This window comes from Tautonia sociabilis (assembly GCF_003977685.1).
In the GTDB taxonomy this organism is placed as follows: domain Bacteria; phylum Planctomycetota; class Planctomycetia; order Isosphaerales; family Isosphaeraceae; genus Tautonia; species Tautonia sociabilis.
In genome coordinates, this window is the sequence record NZ_RYZH01000023.1 from 1 (window position 1) to 18,348 (window position 18,348).

Consider the following 18,348-nt stretch of genomic DNA (forward strand, 5'->3'; position numbering starts at 1 on the left):
GGGGGAGAGAAGGGGCATGGGGGGGGTGGCGGCCCGGATTGATTCGATCAGGGATTCGGTCCCGGTCCCGAGGCCAGTGCCGATCCGGGCCAGGTCGAGCACGACGAGCTTGCGGATTCCCAGCCCGACGGCGCGGCGAGCCAGCTCCAGCGGGTCATCGGTGCCCCAGGAATCGGTCGGGTCGACCAGGGGGCGGCCTTCCCTCAGGTCGAGGCCGAAGCAGACGCGGTCGGGGCCGGCTTCCTCGACGATGGCGGCCAGGACCTCGGGGCCGGCGACCGTCTCCAGCCCCACGATCACGGTGTCGACCCCGGCGGCCAGCAGGGGGGGGGCGTCGTCGGGGGTGCGGACCCCGGCGTCGACCCAGGGGGAGACGCCCTGCGCGGCCAGCTCGGAGAGCAATTCCAGGTGGGGGGGATGGCCCTCGATGGCGTCCAGGTCGGCGACGTACAATGCGGGAGGTGCCGGGAACCCGGCCGAGGCCAGCAGGTCGCGGAACCGGCGGGCCCAGGCCAGGGGATTGCAGCCTTCCGGGGTGCCCCGGAGCAGCCCGTAGCGGTCGCGTTCGCCGGCAATCCCGGCGACGGCCAGGCCGGACTTGAGGTCGAGGACAGGGATGACCCGCATGGGATCGGGGGGCTCCGACGGGGGATCGGGTCGGGGGCGGTCGGTCCTGATCCACGAGTTCGTCACCGGCGGCGGCCTGGCGGGGCGGGATCTGCCCGAGACGCTGGCCGCCGAGGGCCGAGCCATGCGAGACGCCCTGGCGGGCGACTTCGCCGCCGTCCCGGGCGTCCGCGTGACGATGACGATCGACGACCGGCTGCCGGCCAGACCGGGCTCCTGGGAGGTCGTCCGGGTTGGGCCCGGTCAGGAACCAGACGAGTTCGCCCGGTTGGCGGCCGAGGCCGATTATACCCTCGTCGTCGCGCCCGAGTCCGGGGGAATCCTCTTCGATCGGGCGAGAATCCTGGAACGTCTCGGCGCCCGATCGCTCGGCTCGAGATCCGGGGCGATCGCCGGGGCGGGCAACAAGCTAATGGCCTTTGATCGGTTTCGGAGGGGGGGCGTCCGGACTCCCTGGACCCGGGCCGTCGTCCCGGAGGACGGCTGGCCGAGGAGGATCACCTTTCCGGTGGCGGAGCTGTCTCGCGTTTGCCGGTTCGTCGAGGGCCCCGGGCCGATGGCGGGGCTCTCCCCGGTCCAGGGAGTCGGGCTGGAGCTCGAGCACCCGGCCGTGATCAAGCCGGTCGACGGCGCCGGCTCGGCCCATACGCACCTGCTGACGGGCCTGGCGGACTGGCCCGACCCCGGCTGGCGGCCCGAGGTCGCGATCCTTCAGCCGTGGGTCGAGGGGGTCCCCAAGAGCCTCTCGATGATCGTCTCGCCCGGGGGGAGGCCGCATGTGATCGGGGTTTCGAGCCAGCGGGCGGCGGTCGATCGCGGCCGGATCTCCTACCGGGGGGGGGCTGCCCCCCTCCCCTTCGGCGAGGGGGAGTTGCGCATGGCGTCCCGGGTCGTCCGAGCGATTCCAGGCCTGATGGGGTGGGTCGGTATCGATTTCGTCGACGACGGCCGGTCGGAACCGATCGTGCTGGAGGTGAACCCGAGGCCGACCACCTCGCTGGTCGCCTTCGTCTCCCTGCTGGGCCCGGGGACCCTGGCTGGGGCCTGGCTCAGTCTGCTCGACGGCAGCCGGCGGTCGCTGCCGGAGGGCTTCTTCGGGCCGATCCGAGCGCGGATCGGCCGGCCGATCGGCTTCGACGCCGATGGGACGCTCGACCCCGACCAGGAGGGAATCGGATCATGAGCCCTGGAGACGGCCTCCCCCTCTGGCTGGGACTGGACATCGGCGGCGCGAATATCAAGGCGGCGCACTCCAACGGTCGGGCGATCTCCATCCCCTTCGAGCTTTGGAAACGGCCTTCGGACCTGCGGGAGATGCTCTGCCGAGCGGCCGGGCTGTTGCCCGCGGCCGATCACCTGGCCGTGACGATGACGGCCGAGCTGTGCGACTGCTTCGCCACGAAGGCCGAGGGCGTCTCGGCGATCCTCGGGGCCGTCTCGGAGGCGTTCCCCGGCCGGCCGGTCGCCGTCTGGGGGACCGAGGGGAGGTTCCTGTCGGTCGAGGAGGCGATCCGGCGCCCCGAGCTGCCCGCGGCGGCCAACTGGCTGGCCCTGGCGACGCTCGCCGCTCGCCTCCTGCCCGAGGGGCCCGGAATCCTCATCGACATCGGCTCGACCACCACCGACCTGATCCCCCTGAAGGACGGCCTCCCCGCGGCGAGGGGCCGCACCGACACCCGGCGCCTCCAGACCGGCGAGCTGGTCTACGCGGGGGTCCGGCGCACCCCGCTGATGGCCCTGGCCGCCGAGCTCCCCCACCGAGGAGAGCCGACCGCCCTAACCGCCGAGTTGTTCGCCGCGACCCTGGACGTCTACCTGACGCTTGGAGACATCCCCCCCGACCCCACCAACGACTCGACCCCCGACGGCGGCCCGGCCACCGTCGAGGCGGCCCGAGACCGGCTGGCGCGGATGGTCGCGGCCGACCGAGACTCCTTCTCCGCCGAGGACGCGGTCGCGCTGGCCCGAGCCGCGGACGAGGCACTGATGGCCAGGTTGCTCGCCGCCGCGAATCGCGCCTGCCGGGCGGCCGTTGGCCCCCCGGCCGGGGCTGTGGTCAGCGGTTCCGGCTCCTTCCTCGCCCGCCGGCTCGCCTCCCGATTGCTGCCTCCCGGCTCCCCGGTCCGGTCGCTCGATGACGCCTGGGGCCCGCTGGCCTCGCAGGCCGGCTGCGCCTATGCGATCGTCGTTCTCGCTGCCGAGCAGGAACCCTCGCTGCCCTGACCCCCGAGGCAAACCGGGGGCCGTGCCCATCCTTCGAGCACTCCCCGGCGGAGACCGAACGAGCCTGGGGATGAGGCCCGGTCGGCTTGATGGGGCCCGGGGCGGCCGGCGCCGCTCCCCGGAGGACCTGATGGCACACACCGGATTGGCTCGGATCGCCGATAGTCTTGGTGAGGGATGTCACGCCCCCAGCCGCTCCGAGGCGGGAATCCGCGGCCTCCCGCGATTCCCAGCAGCGTTCGGGTTGGGGAAAACTCAAGAGGAGCGCAGGTCATGCGCGAGGCAAGTCAAACCGTTCTGGTTGGCATAATCCTGATCGGGGCGAGCCTGGCGATCGTCCCCGGGAAGGCCCGGGGCCAGTCGCTTGGCATGCGCCGATCCCTCGGCGGCTACGGGGCGGCCGCCTTGCCGTCGGCCTATGGCCAGCGAGGCGGTCCGATGATCCCCTACGCCGGCGGCCAGGGGGGCTTCATCCCGTACCAGAGCCTGGAGTCTCCCCTGGCCGGCTCGGGGATGGCGATGCGGCCCCAGCGGATCGAGGTGACAACGATCGGAGGGGCGGGCATGATGGGGCCTCCGATCGGAGGGGCCTCCCGGATGGTCGGCCCCATCCTCTCCGTCCCTTCCGGTGTCCGTCGCGTGATGGTCCCGCGGTCGAGGCCGGTGGGGCGGGGAGCGATTGGCCCGGGGCTCGGCTCGCCGTTCCGACGCCCTCCGATCCTGATGGGGGGCGGGATGTGAGCCGCGTCGGGGGGCCGGCGGACCGGCCCCCGTCGGCCCCCTCAACCGGCCTCGGGAGGGTCGGCTCGCCCGGTTCCGACCGGGGAGGGAACGATCCGCTCGTCGGGGTCGGGGCTACCCGGAAGGGCGGGGGGAGCCGGCACCTCATCGGTCGGGAGCGGAGTGGTCGAGTCGCCGAGGATGGGCGGGTGATCGTTGAGCCGCATGCCCACGGCCCGCTCCAGCGAGGCAAGGGTCTGCCCCAGGAGCGATTCGAACTGGGCCACCTGCAGCTCGATCTGCAGCACCTCGCGCCAGGCGGTGATGAGCGTCAGGAAGTCGATGCTGCCGGTCTGATAGTCGGCCGAGGCGACATCCAATGCCTGGCGGGCCCGGGGAAGGATGCTGTCGAGATACAGGTCGAGCGTCTCTCGTTGCGCGATCGCCTGGGCCAGCAGCTCCCTGACTTGCCGGTAGGTGCTGTCGCGCTCGGCCTCGTAGAGCTTCGCGTCGGCGGCGGCCCGGGCCTTCGCCTCGGCGACCGCCGCGTCGAGCTTGCCTCGGTAGACCGGCAAGTTGAAGCCGACGAACATGCCGATGTTGTCGTTCCCGGTGGCGACCCCTGAGAGGGCACCGTCGGTGGAGAGCAGGCCGTAGTTGACGCCAAGCGTGACGTTGGGATAGGAGCGCTTGCGGGCGAGCTCCACCGCCGTCTCGTCGCGGGCGACGGCCGCCAGCCGCCCCCGCAGCTCGGGCCGGGCGGCGACGGCCAGCTGATAGAGCCGGTCGATCTGGCCCGGGACGTCGTCGATCGGGGCCTCGGGCAGGGTGGCCAGCTCGGCCTCGGGGCTGAGGTGGAGCTGCTGGGCCAGGGCGGCCCGGGCGATGGCGATTCCCTGCCGGGTCGTCACCAGTTCGCGGTCCAGGTCGGTGAGCATCACCTCGGCCATCAGGACGTCTTGCTGGCTGGTCTGGCCGGTCTCGTACCGCGAGCGGGCGATTTCGAGGAAGTACTCAACCAGTTCCCGGTTCTCCGACAGGATGCGCTCGGACCGCTCGTTGAAGTGGAGGTCGTAGTAGCTGCGCTTGACGGCCTCGACGGTGTCGAGCTGAGCGGCCGCCAGCTCGGCCAGGGCGACCTGCACGTCCTGCTCGGCGGCCAGGCCGCGCAACGCCAGGGTCCCGAACCAGGGGAACTGCTGGGCGACCAGCAGGTTCCAGGGCATGAAGCCGGAGGCCGTCTGCAGGCCGTTCGACGAGCCGGGGTAGATCGTGTTCGAGACGACCGGGTCGTCCAGCGCCGTGACCTGAGGGATGCGGTGCCGCAGCGCCAGGACGTTGAGCCGGGCGGCCTGGACCATGCGATTCTCGGCCAGGGCGCGTCGGATGCAGGCCTCGAGCGGCTGCGGCCCTTCCAGCTCGGGAGGGGCGAAGACCGGATCGATCGCCGAGGCCAGCGGTCCGTCGGGTCGGAGCGGGGGCGACGGGGAGGGGGCGCTGTGCGTGCGGGCGAGGGCGGTGTGCGCGGACTGAGTGACCTCGGCCCCTTCGGGCCGAACCGCCGGCTGCGTGCAGCCAGCCCCCCCAAGCAGCAGGGCCAGCGTCGCGGAGGCGGGCCACGATTTCCTCTCCATCCTGTCCTCCCGGCTCGAATCGCCCTCGGTGCGCACGATCCACGCCCGAGGGGGATACCCCTCGCGATGAGCCCTCCCGTTAGATCGGCCTCACCCGTTCTGTCGCTTTTGCCGATTTTCCCGGGTCCGGCCGATCCCCTCGAACCCTTGGCCGTCCGCTCGGGAGGGATCCGAGCGGTCGGGAGACCGGCCGCGTCGACGGGTGCTCGAGCAGCCGTCCGGTGGTTCGAGCCGGCCTCGACCGCCGGTCGTCGCCCTGACGAGGGGGATCGCCCGGGCCGGCGTTGGGCGTGCCCGAACGCATCGCGATCGCCGATCGACCCTGGAGCGAGGTGTCACCAGACTCCATCACCAGTCGCGCGGCTTGATGCCCTCGGCCAGCCCCCGGGAGACCTCGGTGTCTCGCCAGTGCCAGAGGCGGGCGTGGTCGCGGTCGGCATTGGTCGGGGAGCGGAACCAGGAGGTCGGATAGGAGAGGAATCCAACCGTCTGCAAGGTGATCGACCAGGCCGCCGTCAGTGCGAAGGCGGCCAGCAGCGCCCGGCTCGACCGGAGGGCGCGTTCCAGCCCGAGGCCGAGGGCGACGGCGAAGATCGGCCCGGCGTCGATCCAGAACCGGGGGCCGAAGCAGTGGCCTCCCCACCAGCAGGAGTACTTGGCGAGCATCAGCAGGTTCGGCACCAGCGCCCAGAGCAGCCAGCGCTCGGGGGAGGTTCGCGGTAGCCGGCCGTGTCGGACGCTCGCGGGGAGCAAGGCGATTGCCAGAGCGATCCAGGGGGAGTAGACGAGCAGACCGTGGCTCGGGCTGAACAGCGTCCCGGCGAGACCCGGGCCGATCGAGCCGGTCCAGGTCCCCTCAGTGCCGTGGGCCCAGGGGTGGGTTTCCTCCAGGTCGGCGTAGCCGCCGTACGGGGTATCGAAGAACCAGACGTTGTACGAGAGCCAGGCGGCGGCGATTGTGACGGCCGGCAGGTGGAAAGCCCATCGGCCTCGGCGGTCGAGGTTCGCCAGCGCCCAGAGCGACAGCGCCACGGCGAACACCGCGTCGATCGGCCGGCAGACGACCATCATCGCGGTGGAGGCGCCGGCCATCGCCAGCCGGGACGGGGAGCCGGTGACGCCGGGGATGCCGTCGGGCCTGCGGAGGAGGACCAGGGCCCCCGCCAGGCAGAGGGCGGCCGAGCCATGCTGCCAGGGGGCCTGGCTGGCGACAGCCCAGTGGTCGGAACCCAGCGCCACGACAACCGCCGCCGGCACCGCCTCGCGGGCCAGGCCCATTCGGGTCAGCAGCATCGCCATGAGCACCGCCCCCAGCCCGGCGACCGCCGCCGAGGCGTTCTTGGCCATCCTCCTGCAACTGGCGAGGGCGCGGAGTCCGTCGGCCTCCCAGGAGGGATCGGCCAGGTCGAGCAGGGCCAGTTGCGGCAGGGTGAACGGAAGGGCGACGATCGGGGCGCCCAGGGGATACCGGGAGACGACGTGGCCGCGAGACTCGGTGGCGAAGCCGGGAATGCGGCCGTCGGGGTCGCGCAGGGCGTCGGCGAAACGGTCGAGCACCGGGCCGTCGCCTCGGAGCAGGGCGACGGGGAGAAGGATGGCCGGGACGACATCGCCGCCGCCAACGAGCCGGCCGTTGCCGATGAACAGCAGGAAGAGCGACAGCCAGAGCAGGAACGAGCGGCCGGGGCCGAGAGAGGACATGGGGCGGCCTCCATCGGGGACGGCCGGGATGCTATCGGGGAGGGCGGGGGGTGTCTAGCAGGGTTCTTCCCCGGAGCCAAGGAGGCCTGGAGACGAAGTGGAATCGGATTCGGAGATGTGTGCGTTTCTTGGTGATTCTGCCTCGTTTCCACGTCGCCTCGGCTCTGCGCGAGGCCCCCAGCTCCCCTCCCCTCCCTCGCGCGATCCGCCTTGGCAAATTCGCGAAGCCTGCTAGGATCGCCGGCAGCCCCATCGCCCGCGACCGCTTGCTTGGCAGGTCGGCCGCGATCCGTCAGGGAGGACGGCATGAAGGCCCTGGCCCTCGTCGACGGCCCCGACCACGTCTGTTGCCGCTACCGCATCCGGCCGTTTGGGCCCGCGCTGGCGAGGGCCGGCTGGGAACTGGCCATCGAAGGGATCGCCCGGGGGACGCTCGCCCGGCGGCGTCAGTTGGGCGGGGCGGGCCGGTACGACTCGGTGATTTTGCAGCGGAAGTTGCTCTCGGGCTGGGAATTCGACCGGCTGAGGGGGGCGGCTCGGCGGCTGGTCTTCGATTTCGACGACGCGGTCTTCTGGCGAGACTCGTTCCATCCGAAGGGCCAGCAGAGCCGATCGCGCTGGGAGCGGTTTGCCCGGACGGTACGGCAGGCCGACGCGGTGATGGCCGGCAATGACTTCCTCGCCGCCCGGGCGCTGCTGGCCGGCGCGAGCGTCGCGGCGGTCTGCCGGATCCCGACCTGCGTCGATCCGTCGGCCTACTCGATCCGGGAGCATGGCGAGGGCGATGCGATCCGGCTGGTGTGGATCGGGTCGTCGAGCACCCTGCGAGGGATGGAGGCCCGACGGTCGCTCTGGGACCGGATCGGCCGGGAGGTGCCGGGGGTGCGGCTGCGGGTCATCTGCGACCGGAAGCCGGAACTGGGAGCGATGCCGGTGGAGTTCGAGCCGTGGTCGGAGCGGACCGAGGCGGCGGCGCTGGCGGGGTGCGACGCGGGGATCGCCTGGATGCCGGACGACTTGTGGAGCCGGGGCAAGTGCGGACTGAAGGTGCTCCAGTACCTGGCGGCCGGGCTGCCGGTGGTGGCGAACCCGGTGGGGGTCCACGCGGAGATGGTGGAACCAGGAGTCTCGGGGTTCCTCCCGGGGTCGGACGAGGCGTGGCTCGACGCCGTCTCCCGGCTGGCGGCCGATGTTTCCTTGCGCCGGCGGATGGGCCGGGAGGCCCGGGCCCGGGTGGAGCGGGAATACGCGGTCGATCGCTGGGAGGAACGAGTGGTGGCGGCGGTCGCGGGCCCATCGGCCACGGCGGCGGCCCGGCCGCATCTCGGGTCGGTGGTCGACGCCGGCGCGATGCCCTCCGGTCGCACCGGGGGGGCGGCGCGATGAGGACAGTCGACCGCTCGGGGCGAGCCTCGCCCTCAAGCCGATTCCTGCCCCTCGAGCCCGAGGGGCCGCCGTTTCGCCCTCCCGGCTGGGAGTGGGTCCAGGACGGCCAGGTGGGCTGGTGGGTCCGGCCGCAGTGGCGGGAGGTCCTGCTGACACCGGGGGGGAGGCTTCGGCTCGACGAGTGGCGGGCGATGGGGATCGTCGAGACGGTGAAATCCGGCCCGCACCGGCAGGTGTACCGGGTCGCCCTGCCGGCCGGGGCGGTCTTCGTGAAGCACTTCCTTGTGCCGACGTGGCGCGAGGTGCTCCGCCAGTGGTTCCGGCGCGGCAAGGGAAGGAACGAGGGGAAGCGCGCCCGCCTGCTGGCGGGCGCGGGAGTGCCGACGATCCGGCCGCTGGCGCTGGGGGAGCGCCGGGTGCGGAAGTTCCTGTTCGACAATTACCTGATCTCGGCCGAGATCCCGAACGCGACGCCGCTCGATCGCTTCCTCCGGGAGGATCTGCCGGCGTTCCCGCCGAGGAGGGCGGCAGTCGTCCGGCACCGCCTGGCTGAGGCCCTGGGAACGCTGACCGGCCGTTTGCACGAGGCGGGCATCCGGCACGACGACTTCCACCCGGGCAATCTGTTGCTGCGGCTTGACGAGGGGGACCGCCCCTGGCTGGCGATGATCGACCTGGACGCCCTGCGGCTCGGCAAGCCGCTGCGGGGGTCGGCGGCGGCTGCGAACCTGGCCAGACTCAATCATGCGTCGCTGCTGCTGGCGACCCGGGCCGACCGGCAGCGCTTCCTGAGGGCGTATGCCAGGGCGAGGGGGGAGGCCATCGGCGACCTGCCTCGGTTCACCCGGCAAGTGGTGGCGCTGACCCGCCGCTGGGCGGAGCGGCTCTGGCGGCGCCGGGCCCGGCGGTGTGTGGGATCGAACCAGGAGTTCCAGGCGATCCGGGGCCGGCGCGGCTGGATCGTCGCGTCGCGGGAGGTCGACCGGCGGGAGGTCGAGGCGATGCTCCAGGCTCCGGACGCGCTGGTCGAGGGGCCGGAGGCGGCCTTGCTGAAACAGTCTCGAACGACCACCGTGGCCGAGCGGACGCTGACGGTGGGCGGCCGGCCGACCCGGGTGATCGCCAAGCGCTTCAATCGGAAGAAGCGGCTGGAGGCGCTGCTGTCGGCCGTGCGGCCGTCTCGGGCCTGGCGGGCCTGGCGGGCGAACCACCACCTGAGGAGCCGGGGGCTCCCGACGCCGGCCGACCTGGCCGTGATCGGCCGGGACGCTCGCTGGGGGCGGTTCCGCCTGCCGCTGGGGCCGACCGAGACGTTCCTGATCACCGAAAAGGCCGATCCGGCGGTCACGCTGGGCGACTATCTCCGCGAGGTGCTGCCGCATCGCCCCCCCGCCGAGCAACTGGCGGCGAGACGACGGCTGGCGGCGGCGCTGGGGGGCTTGGTGCGGGTGCTGCACGCGAGGAGCCTGTCGGACCGGGACCTGAAGGCCTCGAACATCCTGATCGAGGGGGACCCGGACGCGGCCCGACCGTCCCTGAGCCTGATCGACCTGGTCGGCGTCCGGCTGATCAGTCCCCTGCCCCGGAATCGCCGGGTGCAGAACCTGGCCCGGCTGCTGGCGAGCCTGGCGGAGCACCCAGGCTGGTCGCGGTCGGATTCGCTCCGGGTGCTGCGGGCCTACCTGCCGCAGCACGAGGCCGCCGCCGGGCGCTGGAAGGCGACCTGGCGTCGGATTGCGCGGCGGATCGACCGCAAGCGCGCCCGGAATCGTCGGCTCGGCCGACCGCTCTCCTGAATCGGATCCACCTCCCGATCGACCCCGGCGACGAGGGCCGCCCCGATGACGAGACGACCGACGATCGATCGACCGGCCGACCCGAGGACGGGGCGTCGGCCCCCTCGCGCCGGTTTCCTCGCGGTGACGGCGATGCTCGCCCTGTCGGCCGGCTGCGCGACCCTACCGCAGGTGACCACCACGACCGGGGGGGGCGGCCATCCGCTGATCCCGACGCGGTACCAGTCCCAGGTCGGGGCGTTCCGGGTCGCCTCGAACGTTCCGCTGGCGGAGGACGACCCGGCGCTGGCGGCGCTGGCGGGGCTGGAAGGAAGACTGGAGCGAATCCTCGGGATCGACGTGCCGGACGAGGGGACGCCGATCGACGTGTACATCCTGGACGATGAGCACGCCTTCACCACGTTTCTGACCTTCCACCACCCCGAGCTCCCCAGCCGTCGGGCATTCTTCCTGGCCGTTGGCGAGGAGGCGGCGGTCTACACGGCGAGGGGGGAGCACCTGGAGGAGGACCTCCGGCACGAGGCGACGCACGCCCTGCTGCACCGCGCCGGGGGCCGAGTGCCGCTCTGGCTCGACGAGGGCCTGGCCGAGTACTTCGAGGTTGAGCCGGCCGCTCTGCCGGGCGAGGCGGTCGACCGCTTCCGCCGGCTGGCCGCCGCATATCGCCAGGGGTGGCGGCCAGACCTGAGGAGGCTGGAGGCGATCGACGATGTGGCGGAGATGACGCCGACCGACTACCGAGAGTCGTGGGCCTGGGCGGTGCTGCTGCTGCACGGCCCGAGGAGGGAGGCGTTGGTGGACCACCTCAAGTCCCTGCGGGCCGACTCGGGCACGCCCCCCCTGATCTCCGAGACGCTCCGGGACGACCTGGATCGGCTCAACCGGCAGTTCCTCGCCCGGGTGGCCCCGGAGGCCCCGGGGGGAGGGTCGCCGAGCCTGACGAGGCTCCAGAGCCCCTCGGGAGCGGGGGCGCCAAAGTCAAGGCCCGTGGCGGTTCCGGTCGAACCGGGGCGGAGGGTGATCGTCCTGCCGGCGGCGGCTCCGTCCCCGGGGCCGATCGGGAGGCTGAGGGAGGGGATCCGGGGCCTGTTCGGGCGGATCATCCCCTGATCGCGATCGGGAGCCGGTTGATCTTCGCCGCGAGGATGAAGTCGTTTTCCGACAATCCGCCGATGGCGTGGGTGGTCAGCTCGATCGTCACGTGGCGGTAGCCGGAGAGGTGGAGGTCGGGGTGATGGCCGTCCTCCTCGGCCAGCTCGGCGACACGGTTGAGGAACTCCATCGCGGCCTTGAAGTGCTTCGCCGTCCACTCGCGGCGAATCCTCTTGCCGTCGTCGGAGATCACCCAGCCCTCGACCTGCGCGACCAGGTCCCTCGCCTCCTGCGCCGACAGCGGAGGGACGCCGCCCTCACACGGGGCGCACTTCTTCTGGGAGAGTTGCTCGGCGGTGGTGCTCATCGGGAGGTGCCTCCTACGTGAACGGAGCCGCACGATCCGGGGATTGCCCACGCTCGTATTGTATCCGTCGCTCCAAGACGCTCCCAGAAGGGTTCCCGGCGGCCGGGAGAGTCAGTCGGCCCCTTCCGGGTCGACGATCCAGCTCCGAAGGGCGGAGGCGGCGGCGGAGGGGGGCTTCTTGTCGGTGTCTCGGTCGACGAGGCCGTTGGCGGCGCGCATCCGATCGTTGCTGATCGAACCAACGAGGGGGGAAAGGGCGGAGATGACGTCCGATCGGCCGGAGACTCGGGGGGAGAGCAGCAGGAGGGCGTCGTACGGGGGGATGGCGCCGAGGGGGTCGTCGAGGAGGACGAGGTCGAAGGTGTCGATGCGGCCGTCGGTGGTGAAGGCGGAGATGACGTCGACCTGGCCGGAGGCGGCGGCTTGGTACATCAGGGTGGAGTCGAACGTGTCTTCCCGGGCGAAGTCGAGGCCGTAGGAACGTCGGATCGCCTCCCACTCGGGGCGCTCGAAGAACTCGTAGTCGCCGCCAATGGCGAGGTCTCGGGCGTGGGGGACAAGGTCGGCGATGGAGCGAATGCCGAGGGCCTCGGCCTGGTCTCGGCGCATGGCGAGGGCGTAGGCGTTCTCAAATCCGAGGCGGCCGAGCGATCGGATGCCCCGCTCGCTCGCCAGCCAGTCGGTGACTTCGGCAAGCACGGCATCACGGTCGGCAGGGCCGGATCGCCCCATCGCATTGGCCCAGATGGTGCCGGTGTAGTCGACGAAGATGTCGATCTCGCCGCTGGCCAGGGCGTCGAGCCCGAAGTTCGAGCCGAGATTCTCGACGCGGCGGGCGGGGATGCCGGCGTCGGCGAAGGTTTGCTGGAACAGCGAGGCGAGGATGTATTGCTCGGTAAAGGTCTTCGATCCGATCGCCACCGCGTCCTTGCCGGAGGTCCCCCGGGAGGCCGACACCAGCGACGGCGCCACCAGGCCGCCGCCGAAGAGCAGCGCCAGGCCGGCGATCGAGGCGATCGCCAGACGCCGCCGCCGCTCGGCGACGGCGCGCTGCAGACTGCCGATGAGCAGGTCGAGCGTCACGGCCAGGGAGGCGGCGGCCACACAGCCGAAGAGGACGGCAAGCCAGTTCCGCGTCTGCAGACCGCTGAAGATGTAATTGCCCAGCGATCGCTGGCCGACGGGGGTGGCCAGCGTGGCCGTGCCGACGACCCAGACCGTGGCCGTGCGCAGCCCGGCGACGATCACCGGGGCGGCCAGGGGCAGCTCGACGCGGAGGAGCGTCTGCCGGTCGGTCATCCCGAGGCCCCGGGCGGCCTCGGTGAGCGTCGGGTCGACGCCCAGGATGCCGGTGACGGCGTTGCGGACGATTGGCAGCAGGCTGTAGAGCGACAGGGCCAGCACGGCCGGGTACAGCCCGAAGGAGGAGAAGCCGGAGCCGATCAGCCGGGAGGACAGGTCGCTGACCACGGCCAGCAACGGGACCATCAACGCCAGCAGCGCGAGGCTGGGAATGGTCTGGATCACGCCGATGGTGGTCAGGACCGGGGAGCGCAGCGCCGGCTTGCGGGCGATGAGGATCGCCAGAGGGATGCCCGCGACGACACCGATGGCCAGGGCGATGACCGTCAGCTTCACGTGGTGCGAGAGGTTCAGCGGCAGGAGTTCCAGCTGTCGGGCGAGATTCGCGTTCATCGGGCCCCCTTGCCGGCGTCGAGCAGGTCTCCCAGGCGTTCGGCCTGGCGCCGGGGCGTTTCGAGAAGCTGGGCGACGTAGGGGTCGCCCGGCTCGGCGATCAGCTCGGCCGGCTCGCCGAGCCGCACGAGCCGGCCGCCGTTCATGACGGCGATCCGGTCGGCCAGCAGCAGCGACTCGGTGATGTCGTGCGTGACCATCACGGTCGTCAGGCCGAGATCCCGATGGATCTTCTGGTATTCGATCTGGAGGTGGTCCCGGGTGATCGGGTCGAGGGCGCCGAAGGGCTCGTCCATCAGGACGATTCTCGGCCGACCGGCCAGCGCCCGGGCGATGCCGACGCGCTGGCGCTGGCCGCCGGAGAGCTCGGAGGGGGCGCGGTCTCGGTAGACCTCCGGATCGAGGTGGACCAACCGGAGCAACTCGTCGACCCGCTGCTCTCGCTCCTCGGCGGGCCAACCGAGCAGGGTGGGTACGAGGGCGACGTTCTCGGCGACGGAAAGGTGCGGGAAGAGCCCGATCCCCTGGAAGACGTAGCCGATCCGCCGACGGAGCCGGACCTGATCGACCCGGGAGATGTCCTCGCCGTCGACGACGATCGCCCCCGAGCTTGGCGGGATCAGCCCGTTGAGCATCTTCAGGGTGGTCGTCTTCCCGCTGCCCGATTCGCCGAGCAGGACGAGGAACTCGCCGGGACGGACGTCGAGATCGAGGTCGAGCACCGATTGGGTCCGCCCGCCGTCGAAGGACTTCGAGACGGCTCGGGCCGAGATCATGGTCGAGGATTCAGTCACCGGTCTCCCCATGCGGGTCATCGTCGGAGTCGTGCCCCCTCTCGACGGCCCGGATCTGGTCGGCGTCCGCCGCGACGGGCAAGACGGAAAGGCCGCAATGGAAACGGAGATGATCGAGCATTGCGACGTCGAGCAGGTCTTCGACCGAGACGATCAACGCCCCTCCGGAGCTGGACGCCGGGACGACGTCCTCCTCCCGGGCCGGTCGGGCGGGCTGGGCCTCGATCTCCTGGCGGGAGATGACCGGGGCTGAGGGTCGATGACGTCGATGCCGGGCGACTCCGCCCTGCGCCTCGCCATCCCTCCGAAGGACCCTCGGCGAACGGTCGGGGAGTCGGGCGCCGGCGGAGGGCCGATCGACGGCTCTTCCCGGGGAGTGGTGGCACTCGATCCTCCCGACACCCGGACACGTCTCACAGGCCTCCCGGTTCCTCTTGATCGATCTCCGGTTGGATCGTATGGTCTCGGCCGACCTCAAACAAGCCGGGATCGGGCTGCGCGATCGAGCGAGGCAGCCCCGGAATACCCGTTCGGATCGGTGGTGATGCGGAAGATCGACGAGGGAAGGAGTCCTCGCCGGGGGTGGAGGGGGTGCGTTGTCGTGGCGCTGGTCGCCGCCTGTGCCCTGACCCTGGGGATCTCGGGCTGCGCCTCGCTCCGGCGGATGAACATCAACCGCGACCTCCGGCCGTGCGACGACGGCTTCGCGCGGACGGCCGACGGCTGGTGGCTGGGGATCCGGCACTACCGGCCGGTCGAGCCCGACCCAGACAAGCTGCCCGTCGTGCTCTGCCACGGCCTGGGGCTCAATGGCACGTTCTGGACGATTACCCACGACCACTTGCCGTCGCAGCTCGTCGCCCAGGGCTACGAGGTGTTCGTGGTCGACCTGCGCGGCTCGGGGGCCAGTTACCGGGACGGTGGGATCGGCTGGGTCAACGCGGCGCTGAGGCAGACGGTCATCCCGGAGATCGGCAACGACGAGTGGACGATGGACGACCAGGCGCTCTACGACGTGCCGGCGATCCTCGAATACGTCCGGGAGCAGACCGGGGAGGAGCGGGTCAACTGGATCGGCCACAGCCTGGGGGGGATGCTGATGTTCGCCTTCCTGGAGCGGTCGGATCAGGCGCACCGGATCGCCAACTTCGTGGCGATGGGCAGCCCGGCCTGCATTGCCGACTCTCCCGAGGCGGAGAAGATGCTCCGGGCCAACCGCGGGCTGAGGATGCTGATGAAGGCCATCAGCACCGGCCGAATCGCCCGTCCCATGGCGATTGTTCGTCCGCCGGGGCTGGAGAAAATCGATCGCTTTTACTATTCGGCCGACAATGTCGATCCGGAAACGGTGGCCCGCTTCTATGGCTCGACCCTCGAGGATCCAGGTCCCGGAGCCCTTCGGCAAATGGATCGCTACTTGGAGTCGGGGCGGTTAGTCTCGGAGGACGGTTCGATCGACTATTACGAGGGGCTCTCGGAGATCCACACCCCAACGCTGTTCGTGGCCGGCGACGGCGACATCCTGGCCGATCTGCATTCGAAGTGGAAGACCTACCAGGCCCTCGGCAGCGCCGACAAGACCTTCCTCCGCTTCGGCCGGTCCCAGGGGCACGTCGCCGACTACGGCCACTGCGACCTTGTCTGGAGCCGCCACGCCCCGAAGGAGATCTTCCCCGAGGTGATCGACTGGCTCGACCGGCGCCAGAAGGCACCGCTCCCGAGCCCGCAGCGCTAATCGCGATCGCCCCGGGGGGAGCGAGCGAGCGAAGGAGGCCGTCCCCATGTTCCTGGCCGCCGCCGTGCAGATGACCTCGACCTCCGATGCCGAGGCGAACTGGTGCCAGGCGAGGGACCTGATCTCCCGGGCCGCCAGCTACGGGGCCTCGCTGGTGGCGACGCCGGAGAATTCCAATTACCTCGGCCCGGCGGAGGAGAAGGTCCGCCTGGCTGAGCCCATCGGAGGCCCTACCTGCGGGCGATTCGCCGGGCTGGCCCGGGAGCTGGGCATCCATCTGCTGCTCGGCTCGTTCAACGAGCGCCGCGACGATGACCCGGCCCGCTGCCACAATACGAGCGTCCTGTTCGGCCCCGACGGCCAGGTCATCGCGAGTTATCGGAAGATTCACCTGTTCGACGTGGATGTCTCGGAGACGGTCCGCTATCGCGAGTCGGATCGGATCGCGGCCGGGTCGGTGCCGGTCGTGGCGGACTCGCCCGTGGGCCGGCTGGGACTGTCGATCTGCTACGACCTGCGGTTCGGCAACCTGTACCGGAGGCTGGTCCGAGACGGCGCCGAGATCCTGTGCGTGCCCGCCGCGTTCACCCTGACGACCGGCCGGGCGCACTGGGAGGTGCTGGTGCGGGCTCGGGCGATCGAGTGCCAGGCGTTCGTCATCGCTCCGGCCCAGTGCGGCCGGCACGACGACGAGGGCCTGCGCGAGACGTTCGGTCACGCGATGATCGTCGACCCCTGGGGCCAGGTCCTCGCCACTGCCGCCGAGGGGCCGGGCCTCGCCCTGGCGGAGATCGACCTCGATCGGGTGGCCCAGATCCGCCGGGCGATCCCGGTGGCTGAGCACTTCCGCCCGGGGCTCTGACCACTCAGGCGATCGTTCGCCGAACGAGCGGGCCGCCCGCCGAGCGATCGCCGAGGAGGACCTCGCCTCCCTCGAGCCCGTCTTGCTCTCCGGGGTTCCGGTCCTCGGCCGAGATTCTCCGGGGCGAGGCGGTCGGACCTCGCGTCGTCGGATCTCGGCTCCGAGGGGACGGTCTGGGCGAGGACTCGGGGCCGGATCGGCGTCTCGAAGCACCGAGCCCGGCATCCCGGGGGGGATCGGATCGCCCGAGGGAAGGGTGTCGGCCAGCGAGGGTCATCGGGGAGCGATCGGACCGGGAGGGTCGGGGCGATCGGGTCGGATCATCGGGACGTGCGGGCCGGGAGACGGGAGGCTTCAAACGGAGGTGGGCGGCCCCCGGAAGGTTGGCCGATCGGATCCGATGGGGCCGAGGAGGTCGGCCTCGGACGGGAGATGATCCGGGGGCGGGGCCATGCGAACGCCGGCGATCATCGGCCTGGGGGCCGCCTATCTGGTCACGCTGGTCGACCTGACGCTCGTGATCTTTCCGCAGCCGGAGCCCGCGCCGAACCTGGTGCCGATGCGGACGATCTCGGCGTGCTGGGAAGCCGGGGGGTGGTCGGGGGTGATGAACCTGGGGGGGAACCTCGCCCTGCTGGCGCCGATGGGGATGATTGTCGGGCTGATTCGTCCGGGGAGGGGAGGGCCGGCGATGGCCCTGGTCGCGGGGGCGGTGATGAGCCTGGCGATCGAGCTGGCTCAGTTTGCGGGCGGGCACCGGACGGCGGACGTGGACGACGTGCTGTTGAACACGATCGGGGCGATCCTGGGGGCGCTGGCGGTGTCGTCGGCGCGGTGGGCGACATCGGCGCCGGGGGGCTCGCGCCGGGTCTCGGCGTCGCCGTCTCGGTGAGGGCGGCCGGGAAGCGGTCGACGGCGGACAGGCCGAGCCGATAGGATCGGGGATTGCGGATGGCCGGCCCCCGTCTCGTCTCATCTCGTCCCGTCCCGTTCCGGGACGATTGGCCGGCCGAGATGCCTCGCACCCCAACCGGAGGAGGCCCCGGCGAGCCCCGTCGCGTGCCAGCCGAGCCAGACCGGCCCCTGCTGGGAGTGCTGCGCGACGAACTGGGCCTGACCGGCAGCAAGTATGGCTGCGGCGAGGGGCAGTGCGACGCCTGCTCGGTGATCGTCGACAGCATCGCGTGGAGGACGTCCTGGAGGCGGCCGTCGAGGGGTTTGGCTGGGAGGGGGCGACCTCCTCTGAGTCGGGCCGGGGGGTTGGCCTGGCGTGCGGGAGGGAGAAGGGCGGGTTCGTCGCCTCGGTCGCCGAGGTGGCGGTCGACCCGGCGTCGGGCGATGTCGCGGTCGTCCGGGCCGTGACCGCGTTCGAGTGCGGGGCGATCGTCAACCCGATGCACCTGCGCAACCAGGTGGAGGGGGCGGTCGTGCAGGGGATGGGCGGGGCGCTGTTCGAGCGGATCCGGTTCGAGGACGGCCGCATCCTCAGCAACCGCTTCTCCCGATACCGGGTGCCTCGGACGATGGACCTTCCCAAGTTGAAGATCGTGCTGCTCGACCGCCCGGATCTGCCGCCGAGCGGGGCGGGAGAGACGCCAATCGTGGCGATCGCCCCGGCGATCGGCAACGCGATCTTCGCGGCGACGGGGGTCCGCCTCCGGTCGATGCCGATGGTCCCCGACGGTTTGAAGGCGGGCGGGTGAGCGACGGGAGCGG

At 71.5% G+C, this 18,348-nt stretch carries 17 protein-coding genes and 1 pseudogene; 11 read left to right on the plus strand and 7 right to left on the minus strand.

Going from position 1 to position 18,348, the window contains the following annotated elements; genetic code table 11:
• The coding region (locus tag TsocGM_RS12820) for a HisA/HisF-related TIM barrel protein (RefSeq protein ID WP_158633527.1) at nt 1-627 on the minus strand (627 nt) is incomplete at its 3' end.
• Here TsocGM_RS12820 and TsocGM_RS12825 point away from each other — a divergent pair.
• From TsocGM_RS12825 to TsocGM_RS12835, 3 genes are all read left to right on the plus strand, one after another.
• Nucleotides 617-1,810 carry an ATP-grasp domain-containing protein gene (locus TsocGM_RS12825; RefSeq protein WP_126725776.1) on the plus strand — a complete coding sequence of 398 codons (1,194 nt, stop codon included), beginning with the start codon at nt 617-619 and terminating at the stop codon, nt 1,808-1,810. The genes TsocGM_RS12820 and TsocGM_RS12825 overlap by 11 nt on opposite strands.
• Entirely contained in the window at nt 1,807-2,850 is a 1,044-nt protein-coding gene (locus TsocGM_RS12830) for a hydantoinase/oxoprolinase family protein (protein ID WP_126725777.1), read from the plus strand. Before TsocGM_RS12825 ends, TsocGM_RS12830 begins: the two co-directional genes overlap by 4 nt.
• 273 nt (nt 2,851-3,123) lie before the next feature.
• Nucleotides 3,124-3,591 (plus strand): hypothetical protein, encoded by a 468-nt coding sequence (locus TsocGM_RS12835; RefSeq protein ID WP_126725778.1) that lies wholly within the window; start codon nt 3,124-3,126, stop codon nt 3,589-3,591.
• A 41-nt stretch (nt 3,592-3,632) separates the two neighbouring features.
• Here the strand turns inward: TsocGM_RS12835 and TsocGM_RS12840 are convergent, their stop codons facing one another.
• Both TsocGM_RS12840 and TsocGM_RS12845 read right to left on the minus strand, forming a co-directional pair.
• Entirely contained in the window at nt 3,633-5,204 is a 1,572-nt protein-coding gene (locus TsocGM_RS12840; RefSeq protein ID WP_126725779.1) for a TolC family protein, read from the minus strand.
• Nucleotides 5,205-5,552: 348 nt separating this feature from the next.
• Nucleotides 5,553-6,905 carry a hypothetical protein gene (locus TsocGM_RS12845; RefSeq protein ID WP_126725780.1) on the minus strand — a complete coding sequence of 451 codons (1,353 nt, stop codon included), beginning with the start codon at nt 6,903-6,905 and terminating at the stop codon, nt 5,553-5,555.
• A gap of 306 nt (nt 6,906-7,211) precedes the next feature.
• Between TsocGM_RS12845 and TsocGM_RS12850 the strand changes: the two genes are divergently transcribed.
• From TsocGM_RS12850 to TsocGM_RS12860, 3 genes are read left to right on the plus strand one after another with little or no spacing between them, the layout of a single operon-like run.
• Nucleotides 7,212-8,291, plus strand: a complete 1,080-nt coding sequence (locus TsocGM_RS12850) for a glycosyltransferase family 4 protein (RefSeq protein ID WP_126725781.1) — start codon at nt 7,212-7,214, stop codon at nt 8,289-8,291.
• Complete coding sequence (locus TsocGM_RS12855; protein ID WP_126725782.1) at nt 8,288-10,087, plus strand: lipopolysaccharide kinase InaA family protein; 1,800 nt, start codon at nt 8,288-8,290, stop codon at nt 10,085-10,087. Before TsocGM_RS12850 ends, TsocGM_RS12855 begins: the two co-directional genes overlap by 4 nt.
• A gap of 45 nt (nt 10,088-10,132) precedes the next feature.
• Nucleotides 10,133-11,197, plus strand: coding sequence for a hypothetical protein (locus tag TsocGM_RS12860; RefSeq protein WP_126725783.1), 1,065 nt, complete (start codon nt 10,133-10,135; stop codon nt 11,195-11,197).
• Here the strand turns inward: TsocGM_RS12860 and TsocGM_RS12865 are convergent.
• The 4 genes from TsocGM_RS12865 to TsocGM_RS12880 all read right to left on the minus strand — a co-directional run bounded on the left by TsocGM_RS12865 (nt 11,187) and on the right by TsocGM_RS12880 (nt 14,513).
• Nucleotides 11,187-11,546, minus strand: a complete 360-nt coding sequence (locus tag TsocGM_RS12865; protein ID WP_126725784.1) for a 4a-hydroxytetrahydrobiopterin dehydratase — start codon at nt 11,544-11,546, stop codon at nt 11,187-11,189. The genes TsocGM_RS12860 and TsocGM_RS12865 overlap by 11 nt on opposite strands.
• Nucleotides 11,547-11,657: 111 nt before the next feature.
• Complete coding sequence (locus TsocGM_RS12870) at nt 11,658-13,241, minus strand: glycine betaine ABC transporter substrate-binding protein (protein ID WP_126725785.1); 1,584 nt, start codon at nt 13,239-13,241, stop codon at nt 11,658-11,660.
• The gene (locus TsocGM_RS12875) at nt 13,238-14,035 is read right to left on the minus strand and encodes an ATP-binding cassette domain-containing protein (protein WP_199756774.1); all 798 of its coding nucleotides are present in this window, start codon (nt 14,033-14,035) and stop codon (nt 13,238-13,240) included. The genes TsocGM_RS12870 and TsocGM_RS12875 overlap by 4 nt, the downstream gene beginning before the upstream one ends.
• Entirely contained in the window at nt 14,028-14,513 is a 486-nt protein-coding gene (locus TsocGM_RS12880; protein WP_158633528.1) for a GspE/PulE/PilB domain-containing protein, read from the minus strand. Before TsocGM_RS12880 ends, TsocGM_RS12875 begins: the two co-directional genes overlap by 8 nt.
• Nucleotides 14,514-14,636: 123 nt before the next feature.
• Between TsocGM_RS12880 and TsocGM_RS12885 the strand changes: the two genes are divergently transcribed.
• The 5 genes and pseudogenes from TsocGM_RS12885 (at nt 14,637) to TsocGM_RS12905 (ending at nt 18,335) form a co-directional block, all read left to right on the plus strand.
• Nucleotides 14,637-15,770, plus strand: a complete 1,134-nt coding sequence (locus tag TsocGM_RS12885) for an alpha/beta fold hydrolase (protein WP_233578814.1) — start codon at nt 14,637-14,639, stop codon at nt 15,768-15,770.
• 46 nt (nt 15,771-15,816) lie between these two features.
• On the plus strand, nt 15,817-16,632 hold the full coding sequence (locus TsocGM_RS12890) for a carbon-nitrogen hydrolase family protein (protein WP_126725787.1): 816 nt from the start codon (nt 15,817-15,819) through the stop codon (nt 16,630-16,632).
• A 451-nt stretch (nt 16,633-17,083) separates the two neighbouring features.
• Nucleotides 17,084-17,524, plus strand: coding sequence for a VanZ family protein (locus TsocGM_RS12895; protein WP_126725788.1), 441 nt, complete (start codon nt 17,084-17,086; stop codon nt 17,522-17,524).
• 122 nt (nt 17,525-17,646) lie between these two features.
• Nucleotides 17,647-17,760, plus strand: a pseudogene (locus TsocGM_RS27930) (hypothetical protein); the annotation flags it as partial.
• Nucleotides 17,761-17,780: 20 nt separating this feature from the next.
• Nucleotides 17,781-18,335 carry a molybdopterin cofactor-binding domain-containing protein gene (locus TsocGM_RS12905; protein WP_233578817.1) on the plus strand — a complete coding sequence of 185 codons (555 nt, stop codon included), beginning with the start codon at nt 17,781-17,783 and terminating at the stop codon, nt 18,333-18,335.
• Nucleotides 18,336-18,348 lie beyond the last annotated feature (13 nt).

What these genes read in the sequence shown, in the direction of transcription:
- TsocGM_RS12825 (WP_126725776.1), top strand. Translation starts at nt 617, where the DNA reads ATGACCCGCATGGGATCGGGGGGCTCCGACGGGGGATCGGGTCGGGGG.
- TsocGM_RS12830 (WP_126725777.1), top strand. Translation starts at nt 1,807, where the DNA reads ATGAGCCCTGGAGACGGCCTCCCCCTCTGGCTGGGACTGGACATCGGC.
- TsocGM_RS12835 (WP_126725778.1), top strand. Translation starts at nt 3,124, where the DNA reads ATGCGCGAGGCAAGTCAAACCGTTCTGGTTGGCATAATCCTGATCGGG.
- TsocGM_RS12840 (WP_126725779.1), bottom strand. Translation starts at nt 5,204, where the DNA reads ATGGAGAGGAAATCGTGGCCCGCCTCCGCGACGCTGGCCCTGCTGCTT.
- TsocGM_RS12845 (WP_126725780.1), bottom strand. Translation starts at nt 6,905, where the DNA reads ATGTCCTCTCTCGGCCCCGGCCGCTCGTTCCTGCTCTGGCTGTCGCTC.
- TsocGM_RS12850 (WP_126725781.1), top strand. Translation starts at nt 7,212, where the DNA reads ATGAAGGCCCTGGCCCTCGTCGACGGCCCCGACCACGTCTGTTGCCGC.
- TsocGM_RS12855 (WP_126725782.1), top strand. Translation starts at nt 8,288, where the DNA reads ATGAGGACAGTCGACCGCTCGGGGCGAGCCTCGCCCTCAAGCCGATTC.
- TsocGM_RS12860 (WP_126725783.1), top strand. Translation starts at nt 10,133, where the DNA reads ATGACGAGACGACCGACGATCGATCGACCGGCCGACCCGAGGACGGGG.
- TsocGM_RS12865 (WP_126725784.1), bottom strand. Translation starts at nt 11,546, where the DNA reads ATGAGCACCACCGCCGAGCAACTCTCCCAGAAGAAGTGCGCCCCGTGT.
- TsocGM_RS12870 (WP_126725785.1), bottom strand. Translation starts at nt 13,241, where the DNA reads ATGAACGCGAATCTCGCCCGACAGCTGGAACTCCTGCCGCTGAACCTC.
- TsocGM_RS12890 (WP_126725787.1), top strand. Translation starts at nt 15,817, where the DNA reads ATGTTCCTGGCCGCCGCCGTGCAGATGACCTCGACCTCCGATGCCGAG.
- TsocGM_RS12895 (WP_126725788.1), top strand. Translation starts at nt 17,084, where the DNA reads ATGCGAACGCCGGCGATCATCGGCCTGGGGGCCGCCTATCTGGTCACG.